This window comes from Pseudomonas sp. R28(2017) (genome assembly GCF_002112505.1).
In the GTDB taxonomy this organism is placed as follows: domain Bacteria; phylum Pseudomonadota; class Gammaproteobacteria; order Pseudomonadales; family Pseudomonadaceae; genus Aquipseudomonas.
The window spans coordinates 444,005-460,326 of the sequence record NZ_NEHW01000004.1; the positions used below are offsets into that span (position 1 = coordinate 444,005).

Here is a 16,322-nt window from a genome sequence, read left to right on the forward strand (position 1 = left end):
TTGGTTCTGGCTTCGATAGCCAGTCGGCATAACGAACCGGGGGGCGCAAAGCGCCCCCCGGTGATATGGCTGGTTGAGTCAACCGGCAACGAGTACGCGGATGGCTTCAAGCCGCAGCGCGGCCTTGTCCAGCATCGCCATGCCCTGTTCACGCTGCTTGCGCAACGCCTCGATCTCGCTGTCACGCACGCTCGGGTTGACCGCTTGCAGTGCGGTCAGGCGTGCCAGCTCTTCATCGGCCTCGGCGGCCAGGCGGCGCTGGGCTTCGGCCACGCGCTCGACATGGACCGGCATGACCTTGGCCTCACCACCGCTGATGCGCTTGGCCAGCACGTCACGCTGGGCCTGGACGAACTTGTTGGCGCTGGCACGTGGCACGCTTTCGAGTTGGTCATTGAGGGTTTCGAACGCCACGCGCGAAGCCAGGTCGTTGCCGTTGGCATCGAGCAGGCAGCGCAGCGCCGCTGGCGGCAGGTAGCGGCCCAGTTGCAGGCTGCGTGGCGCCACCACCTCGCTGACGAACAGCAGCTCGAGCAGCACGGTACCCGGCTTGAGCGCCTTGTTCTTGATCAGCGCGACGGCGGTGTTGCCCATAGAGCCGGACAGCACCAGGTCCATGCCGCCCTGGACCATCGGGTGCTCCCAGGTCAGGAACTGCATGTCTTCACGCGACAGGGCCTGGGCGCGATCGTAGGTGATGGTCACGCCTTCGTCGTCACCCAGCGGGAAGCTGGCGTCGAGCATCTTCTCGCTCGGCTTGAGGATCAGGGCGTTTTCCGAGTGGTCCTCGCTGTCGATGCCGAAGGCGTCGAACAGGGTTTCCATGTAGATCGGCAGGGCGAACTGGTCGTCCTGTTCGAGGATCGCCTCGACCAGCGCCTGGCCTTCACCGGCACCACCGGAGTTGAGCTCCAGCAGGCGGTCACGGCCGCTGTGCAGTTCTGCCTCCAGGCGCTCGCGCTCGCCACGGGCCTCGCTGACCAGTGCGGTCCAGGCCTTGGCATCGCCGCCTTCGAGCATCGGCAGCAGGCGTGGGCCGAACTGGTGCTGCAGGGCGTTGCCGGTCGGGCAGGTATTGAGGAAGGCGTTGAGGCCATCGTGGTACCACTGGAACAGGCGCTCCTGCGGGCTGTCCTGCAGGTACGGGATGTGCAGTTCGATGGTGTGCTTCTGGCCGATCCGGTCGAGACGGCCAATACGCTGTTCGAGCAGGTCCGGGTGGGCCGGCAGGTCGAACATCACCAGGTGATGGGCGAACTGGAAGTTGCGGCCTTCACTGCCGATCTCGGAGCAGATCAGCACCTGGGCGCCGAATTCCTCGTCGGCGAAGTAGGCCGCGGCGCGGTCGCGCTCGAGGATGCTCATGCCTTCGTGGAACACCGTGGCCGGGATGCCGGAGCGCACGCGCAGGGCGTCTTCCAGGTCCATGGCGGTTTCGGCGTGGGCGCAGATCACCAGGACCTTGGTGCGCTTGAGCATTTTCAGCGTGTCGATCAGCCAGTCGACCCGTGGGTCGAAGCGCCACCAGCGTTCGTCATCGCTGACCTCGCCCTGGGCCTGGAAGGCCACTTCCGGGTACAGCTCGGCGTGTTCGCCGGCTGGCAGGTCCTGGTATTGCGCGGGGTTGGCCAGCGGGTACGGGTGCAGTTGGCGCTCGGGGAAGCCCTGGACTGCCGCACGGGTGTTGCGGAACAGCACGCGGCCGGTACCGTGGCGGTCAAGCAGCTCGCGGATCAGGCGGGCGCTGGCCTGGGTATCGCCATCGTTGACCGCCGCCAGCAGGGCTTCGCCTTCGGCGCCAAGGAAGCCTTGGATGGTGGCATGGGCCTTGGGTGACAGGCGGCCTTCTTCAAGCAGCTCCTGCACGGCTTCGGCCACCGGGCGGTAGTTTTCGCTCTCGGCGCGGAACGCCGCGAGGTCATGGAAACGGTTGGGGTCGAGCAGGCGCAGGCGGGCGAAGTGGCTGTCCTGGCCGAGTTGTTCTGGGGTGGCGGTCAGCAGCAGCACGCCCGGGATGACCTGGGCCAGTTGTTCGACCAGGCCGTATTCGGCACTGGCCTGCTCTTCGTGCCACACCAGGTGGTGCGCCTCGTCGACCACCATCAGGTCCCAGCCAGCGGCAAACAGCGCGTCCTGGGCCTTTTCGTCATCGACCAGCCATTCCAGGGCGACCAGCGCCAGTTGGGCATCCTCGAACGGGTTGCTGGCGTCGCTTTCGATGAAGCGCTCGGCGTCGAACAGGGCGACCTGCAGGTTGAAGCGCCGGCGCATTTCCACCAGCCACTGGTGCTGGAGGTTTTCCGGGACCAGGATCAGCACGCGGCTGGCGCGACCGGACAGCAACTGGCGGTGAATCACCAGGCCGGCCTCGATGGTCTTGCCCAGGCCGACTTCGTCGGCCAGCAATACCCGTGGGGCGCTGCGGTCGGCGACTTCGCGGGCGATGTGCAGCTGGTGGGCGATCGGTTGCGCGCGGCAGCCACCCAGGCCCCACAGCGACGACTGCATCTGCTTGCTGGTGTGGTGCAGGGTGTTGTAACGCAGGCTGAACCACGACAGCGGGTCGATCTGCCCGGCGAACAGGCGGTCGCTGGCCAGGCGGAACTGGATGAAGTTCGACAGCTGGGTTTCCGGCAGGGTGCGCGGCTGGTTCTGGCCATCCAGGCCGTGGTAGACCATCAGCCCGTCGATGTCCTCGACTTCGCGTACGGTCAGCTTCCAGCCTTCGAAGTGGGTGATCTGGTCACCTGGCGAGAAGCGCACGCGGGTCAGCGGCGCATTGCGCAGGGAATACTGGCGGGTGTCGCCAGTGGCCGGGTAGAGCACGGTCAGCAGGCGGCCATCCTGCGCCAGGATGGTCCCCAGGCCGAGCTCCGCTTCGCTGTCGCTGATCCAGCGTTGCCCCGGTTGATACTGCTGCGCCATACTGCCTGAACTCCCGCGATGAAAAAGCCGGCTATGTTAACGGATAGGCCGGGCGGACCATAGACCAGAAGTCCATCAGTCTAGCTGTTTCATCGCAGATCACCGTCTTGCTGACGAGGGCTACGCACCGATATGCCGCTCAAGCACCGCTGGTTGCACACCTCCCTGGCCATGGGCAGCATCTTGCTGCTGGCCGCCTGTGAACAGAAAAATTTCGAAACCCTGCCTGCGATCCCGGTCGAGCAGCTCGAAGTGCTGGGCGTGCAGACGCCGATCAAGAGCGTGCACTTCCGTGACCGCGACGGCGAGGGTTTGCTGGTGCTCAGCCGCAGTGATGGCCAGGCAGTCGACGCCGAATCCGAGCAGGAAGTCGACAAGGTGGTACTCAAGGCCACCTTGTACGGGCGCACCGCCGAGCGTGACACGTTCAAGCCGCGCTGGCAGATCGAGCAGGAAACCACCTGCCCGGGGCTGGACCTGGATGTCGACTTCTATACTGATGTCAGTGACGTCAGTGACCTGAACCAGGACGGTGTCGCCGAAGTGACCGTGGCCAGCCACGCCTTCTGCGGCGGCGGCATCGATCCCCACGATATCGCCATCGAAATGCGCGAGGGGCAGAGCGCCTACACCATCACTGGCCAGTCGCTGATCACCCCGGCAGGTGAAGAGCCGGTCGGCGGCGAGCGTGAAGACAGCGCTTCGCTGAAGAATGCGCCACAGGTGCTGCGCGAGCATATGGATTCGGTCTGGCAGCAGGTCTACAAGCGGCCCTGGAGCGAAGCCAGCCCGCCGGTCGACGACGACCCTGAGGACGATACCGAGTAACTGCTGTCTACACTGGCATGACGCGGCCGTGACTGGCCGCACATCCATACCCTTCACGCTCAAGCTGGCTAACGGACGGCCGATACAGTGGGCATAGGAGAACTGCCATGCTGCCGCCGATCATCCCGCTCAGTGCCGCCCCGGTGACCTCGCAACTGGACCCGGTCAAACCGACCCCCGACATCAAGCCGGTGGTGCCGGTGCAGCCTTCGTCGAATGAAAGCGCCATCGACCTGAAGCAGCAACGCGACCCGCAGGAGCAAGTGCTGCTGCTGCGCGAGGAGCAGCGCCGCCAGCAGCGGCGTAACAACAAGGACCAGGCGCAGCGCTACGACGCCATGCCGGGTGACGAAGTCAACGCCGACAACACCGTGCCGGTGGCGCCGCTGATGGGTGACAGCCCGCGCCAGGGCCTGCTGGTCGATATCGAAGTCTGACGCGGGGCTGGTCACGGCCCGCGCCTGGCTTCATGATGCAAGTCTCTGTAGATCGTCGAGCCCACCCATGAGCCAAGACAACCTCATCGACTTCGATGCCGAGCGCGCCAAGCGCATCCATGACCTCAAGGAAAAACGCCTGAATGAAGTGCGCCAGGCGTTCGAGCAGGCCATGCCGCTTGCCGCATCGAAGAAAAAGAAGCCCAAGGGCAAGCCCAAGAAGCGCTGAAACTTGACGCAGGTCAACCCTGCACCCGCCTCGCGTGCCCGGTCCCGGGCAGCATTGACCCTGATCAATTTTTCCCGCCTCCGTATTCGTTACCTTGCATCCATCGGACAACGGCAAACGAATCGGGAGGCCAGCATGTTCTTCGACAACGTGGTTATCGCGGGCGTGGTAACGGTCGGGTTGATGTTCGCATTCTTTGCCGGTCTGGGCATTTTCATCTGGAAGGACTCGCACAAGCGCAAGCCGCGCTGACCTTTCGGATTCACGAGCACGCAAGGCATTTAGGGCGACTTCGGTCGCCTATTTTTTTGCCTGCGTATTTTGCCCATAAAGATGATTAGCTAGCTAATTATTTGTCCCCGCAGTATCCTGCTCACCATTGTCTATCGTTTAACTGACCATCCCCCGCAAGGTCCGATTCGTGCCCATCACCTTCCAGGCCCTGTTCGCACCCAGCAGCCTCGCCATCAAGTTCGCCATCAAGACCCTGCTTGGAGCGGGACTGGCGCTGTGGCTGGCCATGCGCTGGGGGCTGGCGCAACCGTCCTGGGCATTGATGACCGCGTTCATCGTCGCCCAGCCGCTGTCGGGCATGGTGGTGCAGAAAGGCCTGGCGCGTCTGGCCGGGACCTTGGTCGGCACGGTCATGTCGGTGGTGTTCATCGGCCTGTTTGCCCAGACCCCGTGGCTGTTCCTGATCACCCTGGCGCTGTGGCTGGCCCTGTGCACGGCGGCCTCCACGCAATTGCGCAGTGCCTGGGCCTATTCGTTCGTACTGGCAGGCTACACCGCCGCCATCATCGCCTTGCCCGCTATCAATCATCCCTTGCAGGTATTTGACCAGGCGGTGGCGCGGTGCACCGAAATCTGCCTGGGGATCTTCTGCGCCACTGCCAGCAGTGCCCTGATCTGGCCGATGCGGGTCGAGCAGCAGCTTGCCGGGCAGGCCCGCCAGGCCTGGCAGAACGGTCTGCAGGCGGCAAGCGCCATGCTGGGTGGCGAGGATGAAGCGCGCAAAGGGCTGTTGGACAGCCTCGGTCGTATCGTCGCCATCGATACCCAGCGCGAGCACGCCTGGTTCGAAGGCCCGCGCGGGCGGCAGCGGGCCAGGGCCATTCGCGGGCTGAGCCAGAAGCTCATGGTGCTGCTGCGTATTTCACGCTCGGTGCGCCGCCAGTGGCGGCAACTGGACGAGCGCGAAGCCGGGCGCCTCGCACCTTGGCTCGAAGAGGTACGGGCGCAGTTGGCCAACCCGGATCAGCCGAGCCTGCTGGTGTTGCGCCAGCGTATCTGGGACGCTGCCCATGATGAGCAGATCAGCTCCGCCGAGCATTTCTGCCTGGCGCGCATGGCCTTGCTGCTGGACTACGCCATGGCCGCCACCCAGGGGCTGGACGATGTCGAGGCGGGCAGGGCGCCGAAGGATGTCTCCCAGGGCCTGGCGGCACACCGCGACTGGTCCCTGGCCTTGTTGTTCGGTTCACGCAGTGCCCTGGCCTTTCTGGTGATGAGCAGCTTCTGGCTGGCCACCGCCTGGCCGTCGGCGCCTGGCGGCCTGGTGTTGACCTGCGTGGTGTGCAGCCTGTTCGCCAGCCGTGAGAACGGGGCGCAGATCGGCCTGAGCTTCTTGCGCGGTATCTTGCTGGCGGTCCCGGCAGCCTTTTTGGTCGGGCAGATCATCCTGCCGCAGTGGAGCAGCTTCGCCATGCTCTGCCTGGGCATGGGTGTGCCGCTGTTCTTCGGGGCGTTGGGCATGGCTCATCCGCGCACCGGGGCCACGGCCACTTCCTATTGCCTGCATTTCATCGTGCTGGTTTCGCCACTCAACGCCATGACGTTCGGTGTGGCGACCCTGCTCAACAGCGCCCTGGCCATGTTGGTCGGCGTGGGCGCCGCGGTGTTGGCGTTCCGCCTGCTGGTGTTCCGCCACCCGGCCTGGCTTGGCCGGCGCCTGCGTGCCGCGACCCAGAGCGACCTGGTGCGCCTGACCCGGCGCGAACTGCGCGGTGCCGACAGCTGGTTTGGCGGGCGCATGGCCGACCGCCTGATGCAGCTGGCCCGGCATGCCAGCGAGCTGCCGGCCACCGAACGCAAGCGCTGGGATGATGGCCTGCACGGGCTGGACATCGGTGACGAGCTGGTGCACCTGCGCATGTGCCTGGCGGTGGCCCAGGTGCCGCTGGCCGGCGCCGAGCGCGAATACCTGCGGCAGGTCGAAGCGGTGCTCGCCAAAGGCCCGGCTGCTGGCCGCGGGCAGCGCCTGGATGCGGCCAGCGAGCAGTTCATCGGTGCCTTGCAGCGGGCGCCGGCCAGCGACCCGTTGCGCCTCGCCCAAGGCGCGGTGCTGCAGTTGCAGAAAAGCTGGGGTAAATGGTGCCGCGCGCAGGAGGATGCCCATGGGCTTGCGTGAATGGGAGCTGGGCGGTGTGCTGCTCAGTCCGTTCCTGATTTATGTGCTGATGGCACTGGCGCTGACCGGGGTGTTGCGCCTGCTGGTGCAGGCCACGCCGCTGGGGCGCTGGATCTGGCATGAAGCGCTGTTCGACACGGCGTTGTTCGTTTGTGTGCTGTTCCTGGTGGTTCGCCTGCTGGGGCCTTTGTAAGGAGTGATTCAATGCGTGCTGTCGTCCGTACTCTGGTGACCCTGTGCGTGGTCGCCATTGCCGTTGTGGCCGGCTTCAAGCTCTGGCAGTACTACATGCTCACGCCGTGGACGCGCGATGCCCGGGTGCGCGCCGATGTGGTTGTGATCGCCCCGGACGTGTCGGGCTGGGTGCGTGAACTCAAGGTGCAGGACAACCAGCAGGTCAAGGCTGGCGATCTGTTGATGAGCATCGATCGCGAGCGCTTCCAGGCGGCCTTCGAGCAGGCCAGCGCGGTGGCTGAAACCCGCGCCCAGCAGTTGCACCTGCGTGAGCGTGAAGCCGCGCGGCGCACGGCGTTGGGCCCGGAGGCGATCAGTGCCGAACTGCGCGAAAACGCCCAGATCAACGCCGCCGTCGCCCGTGGCGAACTGCATGAGGCCGAAGCCCAGCTGCAAGTGGCGAAGATCAACCTGGCGCGCAGCGAAGTGCGGGCGCCGCGCAGCGGGCATATCACCAACTTGCGCCTGGCCCAGGGCAACTATGTGAACACCGGTGAGTCGGTGATGGCCCTGGTGGATGATTCGACGTTCTACATCCAGGCCTACTTCGAGGAGACCAAGCTGCCGCGCATCCGCGTTGGCGATGAGGTGAAAGTCTGGCTGATGGGCGCGGGCGATGCGATGCAGGGGCATGTGCAGAGCATCAGCCGCGGCATTACCGACAGCAACAGCAATCCGGACAGCCAACTGCTGCCGGTGGTGGAGCCGACGTTCAACTGGGTGCGGCTGGCGCAACGGATTCCGGTGCGGATCAGGTTGGACCAGGTGCCCGAGGGCGTGCACCTGAGTGCCGGGATGACCGCCAGCGTGCAGGTGCATGAGGATCAGGCGAAGCGGTAATGACCATTGGGGCCGCAAAGCGGCCCCAGTTTCTCTGCCTTAAAGGAACATCCCGCCAGACACTTCCAGCCGCTGCCCGGTGATCCATCCATTGCCTTCTTCCAGCAGCAGGGCGATGGCAGCACCGATATCGTCCGGCAACCCGACCCGTCCCAGCGCCGTATTGCCGGCGATAAAGTCATTGACCTGCTGATTGTCGCGTACCACCCCGCCACCAAAGTCGGTCTCGATCGCCCCCGGCGCGAGGATGTTGACGCGTATTCCCCGTGCCCCCAGCTCCTTGGCCTGATACCGGGTCAATACCTCCATCGCCCCCTTCATGGCCGCATAGGCGGCATACCCAGGCAGCGCAAAGCGTGCCAGCCCGGACGAGATGTTGACGATGCGCCCGCCATCGACCAGCAACGGCAGCAGCCGCTGGGTGAGGAAGAACGGCCCCTTGAGCTGGATGTTCGACAATTGGTCGAACTGCGCCTCGCTGGTTTCACTGAACGGCACGTTCAGGCCGATGCCGGCATTGTTCACCAGGAAATCGAAGCGCTCACGACCAAAGTGTTGTTGCAAGGTCGTGCCCAGGCGTTCGGCAAAGCCGGCGAAGCTGCTGCTGTCGCCGACATCCAACTGCAGCATGGCAGCCTTGGCGCCAGCCGCTTCGAGGGCCTTGGCCACGCGTTGGGCCTCGTCGGCCTGGCTGTGGTAGGTGCCGATGATGTCGATGCCGCGTGCAGCCAGGTGTTCGGCAGCATTGCGGCCCAGGCCACGGCTGGCGCCAGTGATCAGAGCGATCTTGCGAGTCATGTCGTATCCCTCGTGGGTGGTGGATGACGCACAGGTTATTGATCGTGCTGCGGCTGTTAAATCCAGTGAAATCGGAAATACTGTTCGTGTTGCTCGAACAGTAGGAGCGGGTATGAACAAGCTGGAACTGCTGCGCACGTTCGTTCGCGTCAGTGAACTGAGCAGTTTCACACTGGCGGCAGACAGCCTGAGCCTGCCGCGCTCGACGGTATCGGAGCAGGTGAGGGCGCTGGAGCAATTGCTCGGCACGCGCCTGTTCAACCGCACCACGCGGCGCGTCCAGGCGACCCAGGACGGCACTTTGTTGTACGAGCGCAGCAAGGACCTGTTGTCGGGCATGGACGAGATCGAAAGCCTGTTCCGCGCCGACGATGCCGAGTTGGCCGGCTGCCTGCGGGTCGACATGCCGACCATGATGGCCCGCCGTGTGATCATTCCGGCCTTGCCGCAATTTTTGTCGCGGTTTCCCAGGCTGGAGGTGGAGATCAGTTGCACCGACCGCCAGGTCGACCTGCTGCGTGAAGGTTTCGACTGTGTCATGCGCATCGGTGCGTTGAGTGACCTGGATGTCGTGGCACGGCCCATCGGCCAGTTGAGCATGCGCAATTGCGCCAGCCCAGCCTACCTTGCCCGTTGCGGCGTGCCGCAGGGTCTGGACGACCTGGGCGAGCATCGACTGGTCCACTATGTCCGCAACCTGGGTGCGCGTAGCGCGGGCTTTGAATACGTACAGGCCGGCAGGGTGTGCTTTCAGCCCATGGCCGGCGTGGTCACGGTCAACAATGCCGAGGCCTATTCGGCGGCCTGCCTGGCGGGCCTCGGTTTGATCCAGGTGCCGGCAGTGGGGGTGGCGCATCACCTGGCCAGCGGCGAGCTGGTGGAGGTGATGCACGGCTGGCAGGCACAGGCCATGCCGGTGTCCTTGCTGTATGCCCGGCAACGGCATGTGCCACGCCGGGTCCAGGCGTTCATGAGCTGGCTGGCCGGGTTGCTGGCGTCGCAGGTCGACCCGGTGGCAGACGACGAAAACCTTGGCACAACGATGAGCACATGAGCTAGGCTGCCCACTGCGCGTTGCCCAACAGAGGCGACCGTTGCCTGCCTGGCGTGCGTCACTTCCATTCATTTGCGAGGTTACGTCATGGCCATCACTTCCCAGGACATCTGTAGCGCTGCCGACCAGCTCAATGGCTTTGTCGGTTTTCATGGCAAGCGCGGCGTCCATATCGTGCGGTTTTCCGAAGACGCGTTCGGCATGGACGTGGCGGATGACAGCATCACCCCCTGCAGCGAATTCGTCTGGCGGCCGCAACAGGGCGCGCGCATGGCGCTGTGCCGGGAGCGCCTGGCGCTGTTGCTGGAGCAGCATGTGGATGACCGGCTGAACATTGCCGAGCCGTTGCGCATCTACCTGCGGCGCCGCGATCTGCCAGAAATCGTGGCTGAGCGCTCGTTGCGCTGAGCGGCGGATCACGAGGCATCTGCGGACCAGTCCGGCTTGCGCTTCAACAGTTGCTCGAAGCCGGCCTTGTCCAGCGGCCGGCTCAGGTAATAGCCCTGCACTTCATGGCAGCGGTCCTTTTGCAGCGCCTGCAATTGTTGCTCGGTCTCCACACCCTCGGCCGTCACCGTCAGCCCCATCGCTTCGCCCAGGTTGATGATCGCCTGCACCACGGCGCGGTCGCTGCCGCTGGTGTTGGCCAACCCGGCGATAAAGCGCTTGTCGATCTTGATGCTGTCGAACGGGTAGGTCCGCAGGTAGCCCAGCGAGGAATACCCCGTGCCGAAGTCATCCATGTTCAGCCGCACGCCCAGCTCCTTGAGTGCGAGCATGGTGCCCAGGGCGCCCTCGATGTCGTTGAGCATCACGTTCTCGGTAATCTCCAGTTCCAGCTGCTGGGCAGGGAAGCTGGTTTCCAGGAGGATTTCGCGAATGTCGGCGACCACGTCACTGCGCATGAATTGCGCCGGTGACAGGTTCACCGAAACCAGCAGGTGCGCCGGCCAGTCGAGCGCGTTGCGGCACGCTTCGCGCAATACCCAGCGACCCAGGGTGACGATCAGTCCGCTTTGCTCGGCCAGCGGGATGAAGGTATCCGGCGCAAGCAGGCCTTCCTGTGGGTGCTGCCAGCGCAGCAAGGCTTCGACCGAGACGATGCGCAAGTCGCTGAGGCGGTAGCGTGGCTGGTAATGGATGACGAACTCATTGTTCTTCAGGGCGCGGCGCAGGTCGTTTTCCAGCTGGCGGCGGTACTGGATCTGCTGGTTCATCTCGGCGGCGAAGTAGCGCCAGGTGCCCTTGCCATCTGCCTTGGCCTGGTACAGGGCGATATCGGCGCAGCGGACCAGCTCGCCGGCATCGAAACCCTGGCTGCGGGTCTGGGCGATGCCGAGGCTGGCGCCGATGTGCAGCAGCTGGTTTTCGAAGGCAATCGGTTGTTGCAGCAGTTCGATCAGCCGCCGGCACAGGCGGTCGATCTCGCTTCGGTTATCCATGCCTTCCAGCACCAGGACGAATTCGTCACCGCCCAGGCGTGCCACCAGGTCGACGTCGCGCGTGGTGTCGCGCAGGCGTGCGGCCACTTCCTGCAGCACCGCATCACCTGCGGCATGGCCGAGGGAGTCGTTGATCGGCTTGAAGTTGTCCAGGTCGAGCAGCAGCAAGGTCAGCGGTGGCGAATCGCTGCCACGCAGCAGGGCCTGCTCCAGGTGCCTGGCCAGCTTGTTGCGATTGGCAAGGCCGGTCAGTGGGTCGTGCAGTGACAGGTGCTGGATGCGTGCATGGGCCTCGACCTCGTCGGTGATATCGCTGGCCGTACCCCGAAAGCCGGCGAGCTTGCCATCGAGGCGGATTGCCCGTGCCGAAATGCGGCAATAACGGCTCAGTCCGTTGTGGTCCCGGTAGGCGCATCGCAGGTTGGCCGGTTGTTCCGAATCGGTTTCGATCTGCCCATCGAGCCAGGCTGACAACGGCGTGGTTTCACAGCTGAGCAACTGATTCAGCGGCTGGCCGAGCCAGGTTTCGACCGGGTCGCCGGTCACACTGACAAAACGCTGGGACAGGTAGGTGAGCCGTTGTTGTCGGTCGGTTTCCCAGATCCAGTCGGAGGCGGCCTCGGCGACCGCGCGAAATCGCTGTTCGCTGGCCTCCAGGGCCTGATTGCTCTTTTGCAGGCGCTGCAGGCTGTGATCGATGGCGCGGGAGCTGCGCAACGCGAGACGAAACAGGTAAAGCATGATCAGGCCGAGTATCAGCAGTGCGCAGAGCAAGGGAGGCAGCACGGCCCAGAGCAGCTGCCGCCCGGGCAGCGGGCTGATCCAGGCCAGGCGATAACCGGTATCGCCCAGCGCGACGTGCTGGTGACCGTGCGCCTGCTCCTCGTTCTTTTCTATATGCATGTGCGCAAGGCCCGCGCCTTCGCCCAGGCGCGCGAGTTTGGCCTCGGTAAGCTGGTCGACGAACAGCATGACCGGTGCCTGGTTCACTTCTGCAGGGGTGACGTCCTTGTCCGGGCGCACGGCGGCAGCGCTGAGTACCGCTGGCCAGTTGTTGAACATGACGAAACGGGTGACCTGCTCGCGGGCGCTGGCGGCGGCACGTGCAGCGTCGATGATTTCAGCCAGGGGCGCATCGATGAAGCTGCTCGCAGCGGCTTCGGTAGGTGCACCCTTGAACAGCGCGTAGGTGGTGCGTTGGTCTTCGACCACGAATACCCCTTCGTAACCGCTGGCGCTGTACAGCGATTCCCCGACGTTCTTTTCTGCATAGGCCCACTGCCAGTCGACCTTGCCAGCCAGGTGCTCGAAGGCGGCGTCCCACACCGCGTAGCTGGACAGAAACTGCCGAGAGGCCAGCAGCCGTTGCTCCAGCGCCTGGGTGGCATGGAAGGCACTGCGCTGTTGCTCCTGCTGGTCGAGGGTGGCCGCGATGTTAAACAGTGCGCCCAGGGTGACCAGGCAGGCGAGGCCGAAGACCATGCAGAAAACGCCGATCAGGCGACGGACCTGAAGACGTGGGGGAGGGCTGGCGGTCCTGGCCATGCGCGAACAACTCCTTGATGACTGCTGTCCCCCCGGCGGTCAATCAGCAAGGAGGTTCAGTCAGGATAGGCCAGCCTGAGCGGGGTGGCCTCGCCTTGAGCGAAATTGACCTGGTCGCGCCCGCGGCGCTTGGCGCTGTACAGCGCCTTGTCGGCCTGTTCCAGCCAGTGCTCGGGGGATTGCAGGTCGGCGTGGAACGCCGCCAGGCCGATGCTCAGGCTGATGCGCAGATGCGGCAGCTGTGGGTTGCGGTAGCTGGCGACCTGTTCGCGCAGGCGCTCCATGGCCTGGCAGGCCTGGGCCTCGCTGGTGGCGGGGAGGATCACGCAGAACTCGTCGCCACCATAGCGCCCGGCCTGGTCGGCTTCACGCAGGTTGCGCTTGAGCGCCTCGCTCATCTGGCGCAGCACGCAATCGCCGACCACATGGCCGAAGGTGTCGTTGATGGTCTTGAAGTGATCGATGTCGATCAGCGCGATCACGGCAGGCGACTGTTGTTGCTGGCAGGCCTGGAACCTGAGCAGCAGCAGGTCTTTCCAGGCGCCGTGGTTGAGCAGGCCGGTCAGGCTGTCGGTCAGGCTCAGGGCGCTCAACCGGCGTTTGTGTTCGCCCAGTTTGATTGCCAGGCGGTAGCAGACCCAACCCAGCGCCAATGGGTACAGGGTCAACATTGGCAGGCAGGCGTAGATTTGCAGGGGCGTGGCATTCAACTGCAGCCCTGTGCCCAGCAGTGCACTGGCCAGCAGCATGCCCGCCAGTTGTGCCAGCACCCCACGAGCGACCAGGCGCTTGCCGCCTGCGGCCACGTTGTTCATGGTCATCATCGACAGCACGGTCACGGTCGGCAGCGGGTTGAAGTGCATGGCTGCAGTCCAGAAACCACCCAGTAGCGAGTCCAGCAGCAGGTTGCGCTGTTCTGCCTGGTAGGGCGCCGCCGAGCGCGATGCCCACTGGTAGGCAACATGTGGCCAGAGTAGGCCATTGAACAGCAGCAACCCCCAAGCCCAGGTTGGCAGCGATAGCGGCGCCACGGCAGCGGCTACGCTGATCAGGCCGATCCCCAAGCCGATGATGCGCGGCAGGTAGATGCGCCTGACGAAAGAAAGTCCCTTGCCGCTGCGATTGTCCATCATGGTCGTTGTTCTTCTGTCGGGGTGCCGTTTATCGCATAACTCACGTGAATATTGTTGAACAGTGTTTCATCGACGAAAAATGACCTTACAAGCCAATTCACGGTTGATGTGATCCCAGTGGGGTAACATGAAGCCTTTCCTCTTGCTTGGAGTGTTACTGCTCATGGCTCCCATGGCTAATCCTGGCGACCAGTCGGCGCCGCAGCGGGACGGACGTTTTCACAACCAGGCCAGCCTGCCCCAGGATGGCGTGCTGAAGAAGCTGCGCATCGGCCTCAAGTACCTGTTGCTGCGCAAGCCGCCGCAAACCCGGCCGGCGACGGCGATCAGCGTGCAGCCCATGACCCGCCAGCAGGTGCTCGATGCACCGGATCACAGCCTCTGGCGCCTGGGCCATTCCACAGTATTGCTCAAATTGCGCGGTCGCTACTTCATAACCGACCCGGTATTCGCCGAGCGCGCCTCGCCGGTGCAATGGGCCGGGCCGCTGCGCTTTCATGCGCCGCCGCTGGGGCTGGATGAATTGCCGCCGCTGGCGGCGGTGATCCTCTCTCACGATCATTTCGACCATCTCGATGAACAGGCGATACGCCGGCTGGCGCCGCGTGCCGAGCGTTTCCTGGCCCCGCTCGGGGTAGGTGACCTGCTGATCGAGTGGGGTGTGCCTGCGGCAAAGGTCACGCAACTGGACTGGTGGCAGGACACCGAAGTGGACGGTGTGCGTTTCGTCGCCACACCCGCGCAACATTTCTCCGGGCGTGGGCTGTTCGACAGTAACCGGACCTTGTGGGCCTCCTGGGTACTGATAGATGACCATACGCGCGTGTTCTTCAGCGGCGACACGGGTTACTTTGCCGGCTTTGCCGAGATCGGCGAGCGCCTGGGGCCGTTCGACCTGACGTTGATCGAGACCGGCGCCTACAACGTCGCCTGGCCCAACGTGCACATGCAGCCTGAACAAAGCCTGCAGGCGCATCTGGATCTGCGCGGGCGCTGGATGCTGCCGATCCATAACGGCACCTTCGACCTTTCCATTCACGGCTGGCAGGAGCCATTCGAACGTATCGTCGCCCTGGCTGCTGCGGCCCAGGTGCGGCTGAGCACGCCGCAGATGGGCGAGCGGGTCAGCATCGACTCACCGCACGAGGGGCAGAACTGGTGGCAGCCGCACCCGGCGCGGGAGCGGGGCAGGGCGGTCGAGCGGGCGTTGGCGGCGCGCTGAGTTCAGTCCAGGTCTCGCTGAGCCTCATCATCCTTTAATAGCTGCGATGGCGGCTTGCCGCTGTCGCTGCGTACCTGGGCATGGCTGATCAGGGCGAAGATGCAGCTGCCACCAATGATGTTGCCGGCCAGGGTCGGCAAGGCGAATTCCAGCCAGAAGCTGCGCCAGGTTTCATCGCCGGCCCACACCAGGTAGGAAACCTCCACCGAGCCGACGACGATATGGGTGAAGTCGCCCAGGGCCATCAGGTAGGTGATCATCAGGATGATCCAGATCTTGGCCTGCTCCATGGACGGGATCATCCAGACCATGGTGGCGATCATCCAGCCCGAAACGATGCCTTTGGCGAACATCTGGCTGATGTCGTTCTTCATCACCTTGCGCCCGACTTCAAGGAAGGCCACGTCGGTCTTGCTGTCGAAGATAGGCAATTCGAGCATGACCCAGGCCACCAGCAGGGTGCCCGCCAGGTTGCCCAGCAGCACCACGCTCCACAGCCGCAGCAAGCGCCCGAGGTTGGCCAGGGTTGGCGTGGTCATGACGGGTAGCACGGCAGTGAGGGTGTTTTCGGTGAACAATTGCTGGCGTGCCAGGATCACCGCAAGAAAACCGGCGCTGTAACCGATGCTGGCGATGACCTGGGCACCGTCGCCTTCAGGGAGCCGGGCATAGAACAGCCCCATGGCCATCAGTGACAGGCCCATGCTCAGGCCGGCCGCCAGGGCAGACCACCACAGCGCCGCGAGCGTGCGCTCCAGTTCCTGGTCGCCCTGGTAACGAATGATCTCGTGCAATACCGCCGCCCGCGGCGGCTGGTTATGGCTGACTTCCTGCTCCTCGTCGGCCGACAGGCCTGGGGTCTTGTCGCTCTGCGCATCGCTCATGGCCGTTACGCTCCACCGGTTGATTCTCTACAGAGCGGTGCTTCATGCATTTAGTTGCCAGGTGGCCGCAGATGAAGATAGAAAGTTTTTTCAGATCAAGGTGTTGACTCTGATTTCAAAGCGCGTATTATTCGCCTCCTCGCAGCGTTGAACGCAGCGAGGCAAGCGGTAAGTTGTTGAAGTTGAACGCTTTTGTAAGAAAGCAGCTTCGAAAAAACTTCAAAATAACGCTTGACAGCAAATGAGGAAAGCGTAGAATGCGCGCCTCGGTTGAGACGAAAAGCTCTTAACCAAACGCTCTTTAACAAATCGAATCAAGCAATTCGTGTGGGTGCTTGTGA

The 16,322-nt window shown here is 64.0% G+C and carries 15 protein-coding genes; 10 read left to right on the top strand and 5 right to left on the bottom strand.

The annotated features are described in order from the left end of the window. Positions 1–78: 78 nt before the first annotated feature. A complete protein-coding gene (gene rapA / locus CAF78_RS10060; RefSeq protein WP_085675272.1) occupies positions 79–2,925 on the bottom strand; it encodes an RNA polymerase-associated protein RapA in 2,847 nt (948 codons plus the stop codon). Between the two features lie 132 nt (positions 2,926–3,057). Between rapA and CAF78_RS10065 the strand changes: the two genes are divergently transcribed. From CAF78_RS10065 to CAF78_RS10085, 7 genes are all read left to right on the top strand, one after another. Continuing rightward, on the top strand, positions 3,058–3,753 hold the full coding sequence (locus CAF78_RS10065) for a M949_RS01915 family surface polysaccharide biosynthesis protein (RefSeq protein ID WP_085675273.1): 696 nt from the start codon (positions 3,058–3,060) through the stop codon (positions 3,751–3,753). Positions 3,754–3,860: 107 nt separating this feature from the next. Continuing rightward, positions 3,861–4,190 carry an aspartate-semialdehyde dehydrogenase gene (locus CAF78_RS10070; protein ID WP_085675274.1) on the top strand — a complete coding sequence of 110 codons (330 nt, stop codon included), beginning with the start codon at positions 3,861–3,863 and terminating at the stop codon, positions 4,188–4,190. A 67-nt stretch (positions 4,191–4,257) separates the two neighbouring features. Next, positions 4,258–4,419 (top strand): hypothetical protein, encoded by a 162-nt coding sequence (locus CAF78_RS28555; protein WP_177408514.1) that lies wholly within the window; start codon positions 4,258–4,260, stop codon positions 4,417–4,419. Between the two features lie 135 nt (positions 4,420–4,554). Continuing rightward, positions 4,555–4,671: a cytochrome c oxidase subunit CcoM gene (ccoM, locus tag CAF78_RS28900; protein ID WP_027918924.1), complete on the top strand. Its 117-nt coding sequence runs from the start codon at positions 4,555–4,557 to the stop codon at positions 4,669–4,671. Between the two features lie 169 nt (positions 4,672–4,840). Then, positions 4,841–6,829, top strand: a complete 1,989-nt coding sequence (locus CAF78_RS10075; RefSeq protein WP_085675275.1) for an FUSC family protein — start codon at positions 4,841–4,843, stop codon at positions 6,827–6,829. Further along, positions 6,816–7,022, top strand: a complete 207-nt coding sequence (locus tag CAF78_RS10080) for a DUF1656 domain-containing protein (RefSeq protein ID WP_054886934.1) — start codon at positions 6,816–6,818, stop codon at positions 7,020–7,022. Before CAF78_RS10075 ends, CAF78_RS10080 begins: the two co-directional genes overlap by 14 nt. Before the next feature lie 11 nt (positions 7,023–7,033). After that, entirely contained in the window at positions 7,034–7,903 is an 870-nt protein-coding gene (locus tag CAF78_RS10085; RefSeq protein ID WP_085675276.1) for an HlyD family secretion protein, read from the top strand. Between the two features lie 39 nt (positions 7,904–7,942). On the opposite strand, the gene CAF78_RS10090 is transcribed toward CAF78_RS10085, so the two are convergent. Then, positions 7,943–8,701, bottom strand: coding sequence for an SDR family NAD(P)-dependent oxidoreductase (locus CAF78_RS10090; RefSeq protein WP_085675277.1), 759 nt, complete (start codon positions 8,699–8,701; stop codon positions 7,943–7,945). Between the two features lie 112 nt (positions 8,702–8,813). On the opposite strand from CAF78_RS10090, the gene CAF78_RS10095 reads away from it, so the two are divergent. Both CAF78_RS10095 and CAF78_RS10100 read left to right on the top strand, forming a co-directional pair. Further along, positions 8,814–9,755, top strand: coding sequence for a LysR family transcriptional regulator (locus tag CAF78_RS10095; RefSeq protein ID WP_085675278.1), 942 nt, complete (start codon positions 8,814–8,816; stop codon positions 9,753–9,755). A gap of 87 nt (positions 9,756–9,842) precedes the next feature. Next, positions 9,843–10,163 carry a DUF2025 family protein gene (locus tag CAF78_RS10100; protein ID WP_085675279.1) on the top strand — a complete coding sequence of 107 codons (321 nt, stop codon included), beginning with the start codon at positions 9,843–9,845 and terminating at the stop codon, positions 10,161–10,163. Positions 10,164–10,171: 8 nt separating this feature from the next. On the opposite strand, the gene CAF78_RS10105 is transcribed toward CAF78_RS10100, so the two are convergent. Both CAF78_RS10105 and CAF78_RS10110 read right to left on the bottom strand, forming a co-directional pair. After that, positions 10,172–12,742, bottom strand: coding sequence for an EAL domain-containing protein (locus CAF78_RS10105; protein ID WP_085675280.1), 2,571 nt, complete (start codon positions 12,740–12,742; stop codon positions 10,172–10,174). Between the two features lie 56 nt (positions 12,743–12,798). Next, positions 12,799–13,872 (bottom strand): diguanylate cyclase, encoded by a 1,074-nt coding sequence (locus CAF78_RS10110; protein WP_085675294.1) that lies wholly within the window; start codon positions 13,870–13,872, stop codon positions 12,799–12,801. Between the two features lie 130 nt (positions 13,873–14,002). Between CAF78_RS10110 and CAF78_RS10115 the strand changes: the two genes are divergently transcribed. After that, entirely contained in the window at positions 14,003–15,097 is a 1,095-nt protein-coding gene (locus CAF78_RS10115; protein ID WP_085675281.1) for an MBL fold metallo-hydrolase, read from the top strand. 2 nt (positions 15,098–15,099) lie between these two features. Here CAF78_RS10115 and CAF78_RS10120 read toward each other — a convergent pair whose 3' ends face one another. Beyond that, positions 15,100–15,981, bottom strand: coding sequence for a formate/nitrite transporter family protein (locus CAF78_RS10120; RefSeq protein WP_085675282.1), 882 nt, complete (start codon positions 15,979–15,981; stop codon positions 15,100–15,102). Positions 15,982–16,322 lie beyond the last annotated feature (341 nt).

Bases quoted from the DNA above. Each gene is read 5' to 3' on its own strand.
- rapA (WP_085675272.1), bottom strand. From the start codon at position 2,925: ATGGCGCAGCAGTATCAACCGGGGCAACGCTGGATCAGCGACAGCGAA.
- CAF78_RS10065 (WP_085675273.1), top strand. From the start codon at position 3,058: ATGCCGCTCAAGCACCGCTGGTTGCACACCTCCCTGGCCATGGGCAGC.
- CAF78_RS10070 (WP_085675274.1), top strand. From the start codon at position 3,861: ATGCTGCCGCCGATCATCCCGCTCAGTGCCGCCCCGGTGACCTCGCAA.
- CAF78_RS28555 (WP_177408514.1), top strand. From the start codon at position 4,258: ATGAGCCAAGACAACCTCATCGACTTCGATGCCGAGCGCGCCAAGCGC.
- ccoM (WP_027918924.1), top strand. From the start codon at position 4,555: ATGTTCTTCGACAACGTGGTTATCGCGGGCGTGGTAACGGTCGGGTTG.
- CAF78_RS10080 (WP_054886934.1), top strand. From the start codon at position 6,816: ATGGGCTTGCGTGAATGGGAGCTGGGCGGTGTGCTGCTCAGTCCGTTC.
- CAF78_RS10085 (WP_085675276.1), top strand. From the start codon at position 7,034: ATGCGTGCTGTCGTCCGTACTCTGGTGACCCTGTGCGTGGTCGCCATT.
- CAF78_RS10090 (WP_085675277.1), bottom strand. From the start codon at position 8,701: ATGACTCGCAAGATCGCTCTGATCACTGGCGCCAGCCGTGGCCTGGGC.
- CAF78_RS10095 (WP_085675278.1), top strand. From the start codon at position 8,814: ATGAACAAGCTGGAACTGCTGCGCACGTTCGTTCGCGTCAGTGAACTG.
- CAF78_RS10100 (WP_085675279.1), top strand. From the start codon at position 9,843: ATGGCCATCACTTCCCAGGACATCTGTAGCGCTGCCGACCAGCTCAAT.
- CAF78_RS10105 (WP_085675280.1), bottom strand. From the start codon at position 12,742: ATGGCCAGGACCGCCAGCCCTCCCCCACGTCTTCAGGTCCGTCGCCTG.
- CAF78_RS10110 (WP_085675294.1), bottom strand. From the start codon at position 13,872: ATGGACAATCGCAGCGGCAAGGGACTTTCTTTCGTCAGGCGCATCTAC.
- CAF78_RS10115 (WP_085675281.1), top strand. From the start codon at position 14,003: ATGAAGCCTTTCCTCTTGCTTGGAGTGTTACTGCTCATGGCTCCCATG.
- CAF78_RS10120 (WP_085675282.1), bottom strand. From the start codon at position 15,981: ATGAGCGATGCGCAGAGCGACAAGACCCCAGGCCTGTCGGCCGACGAG.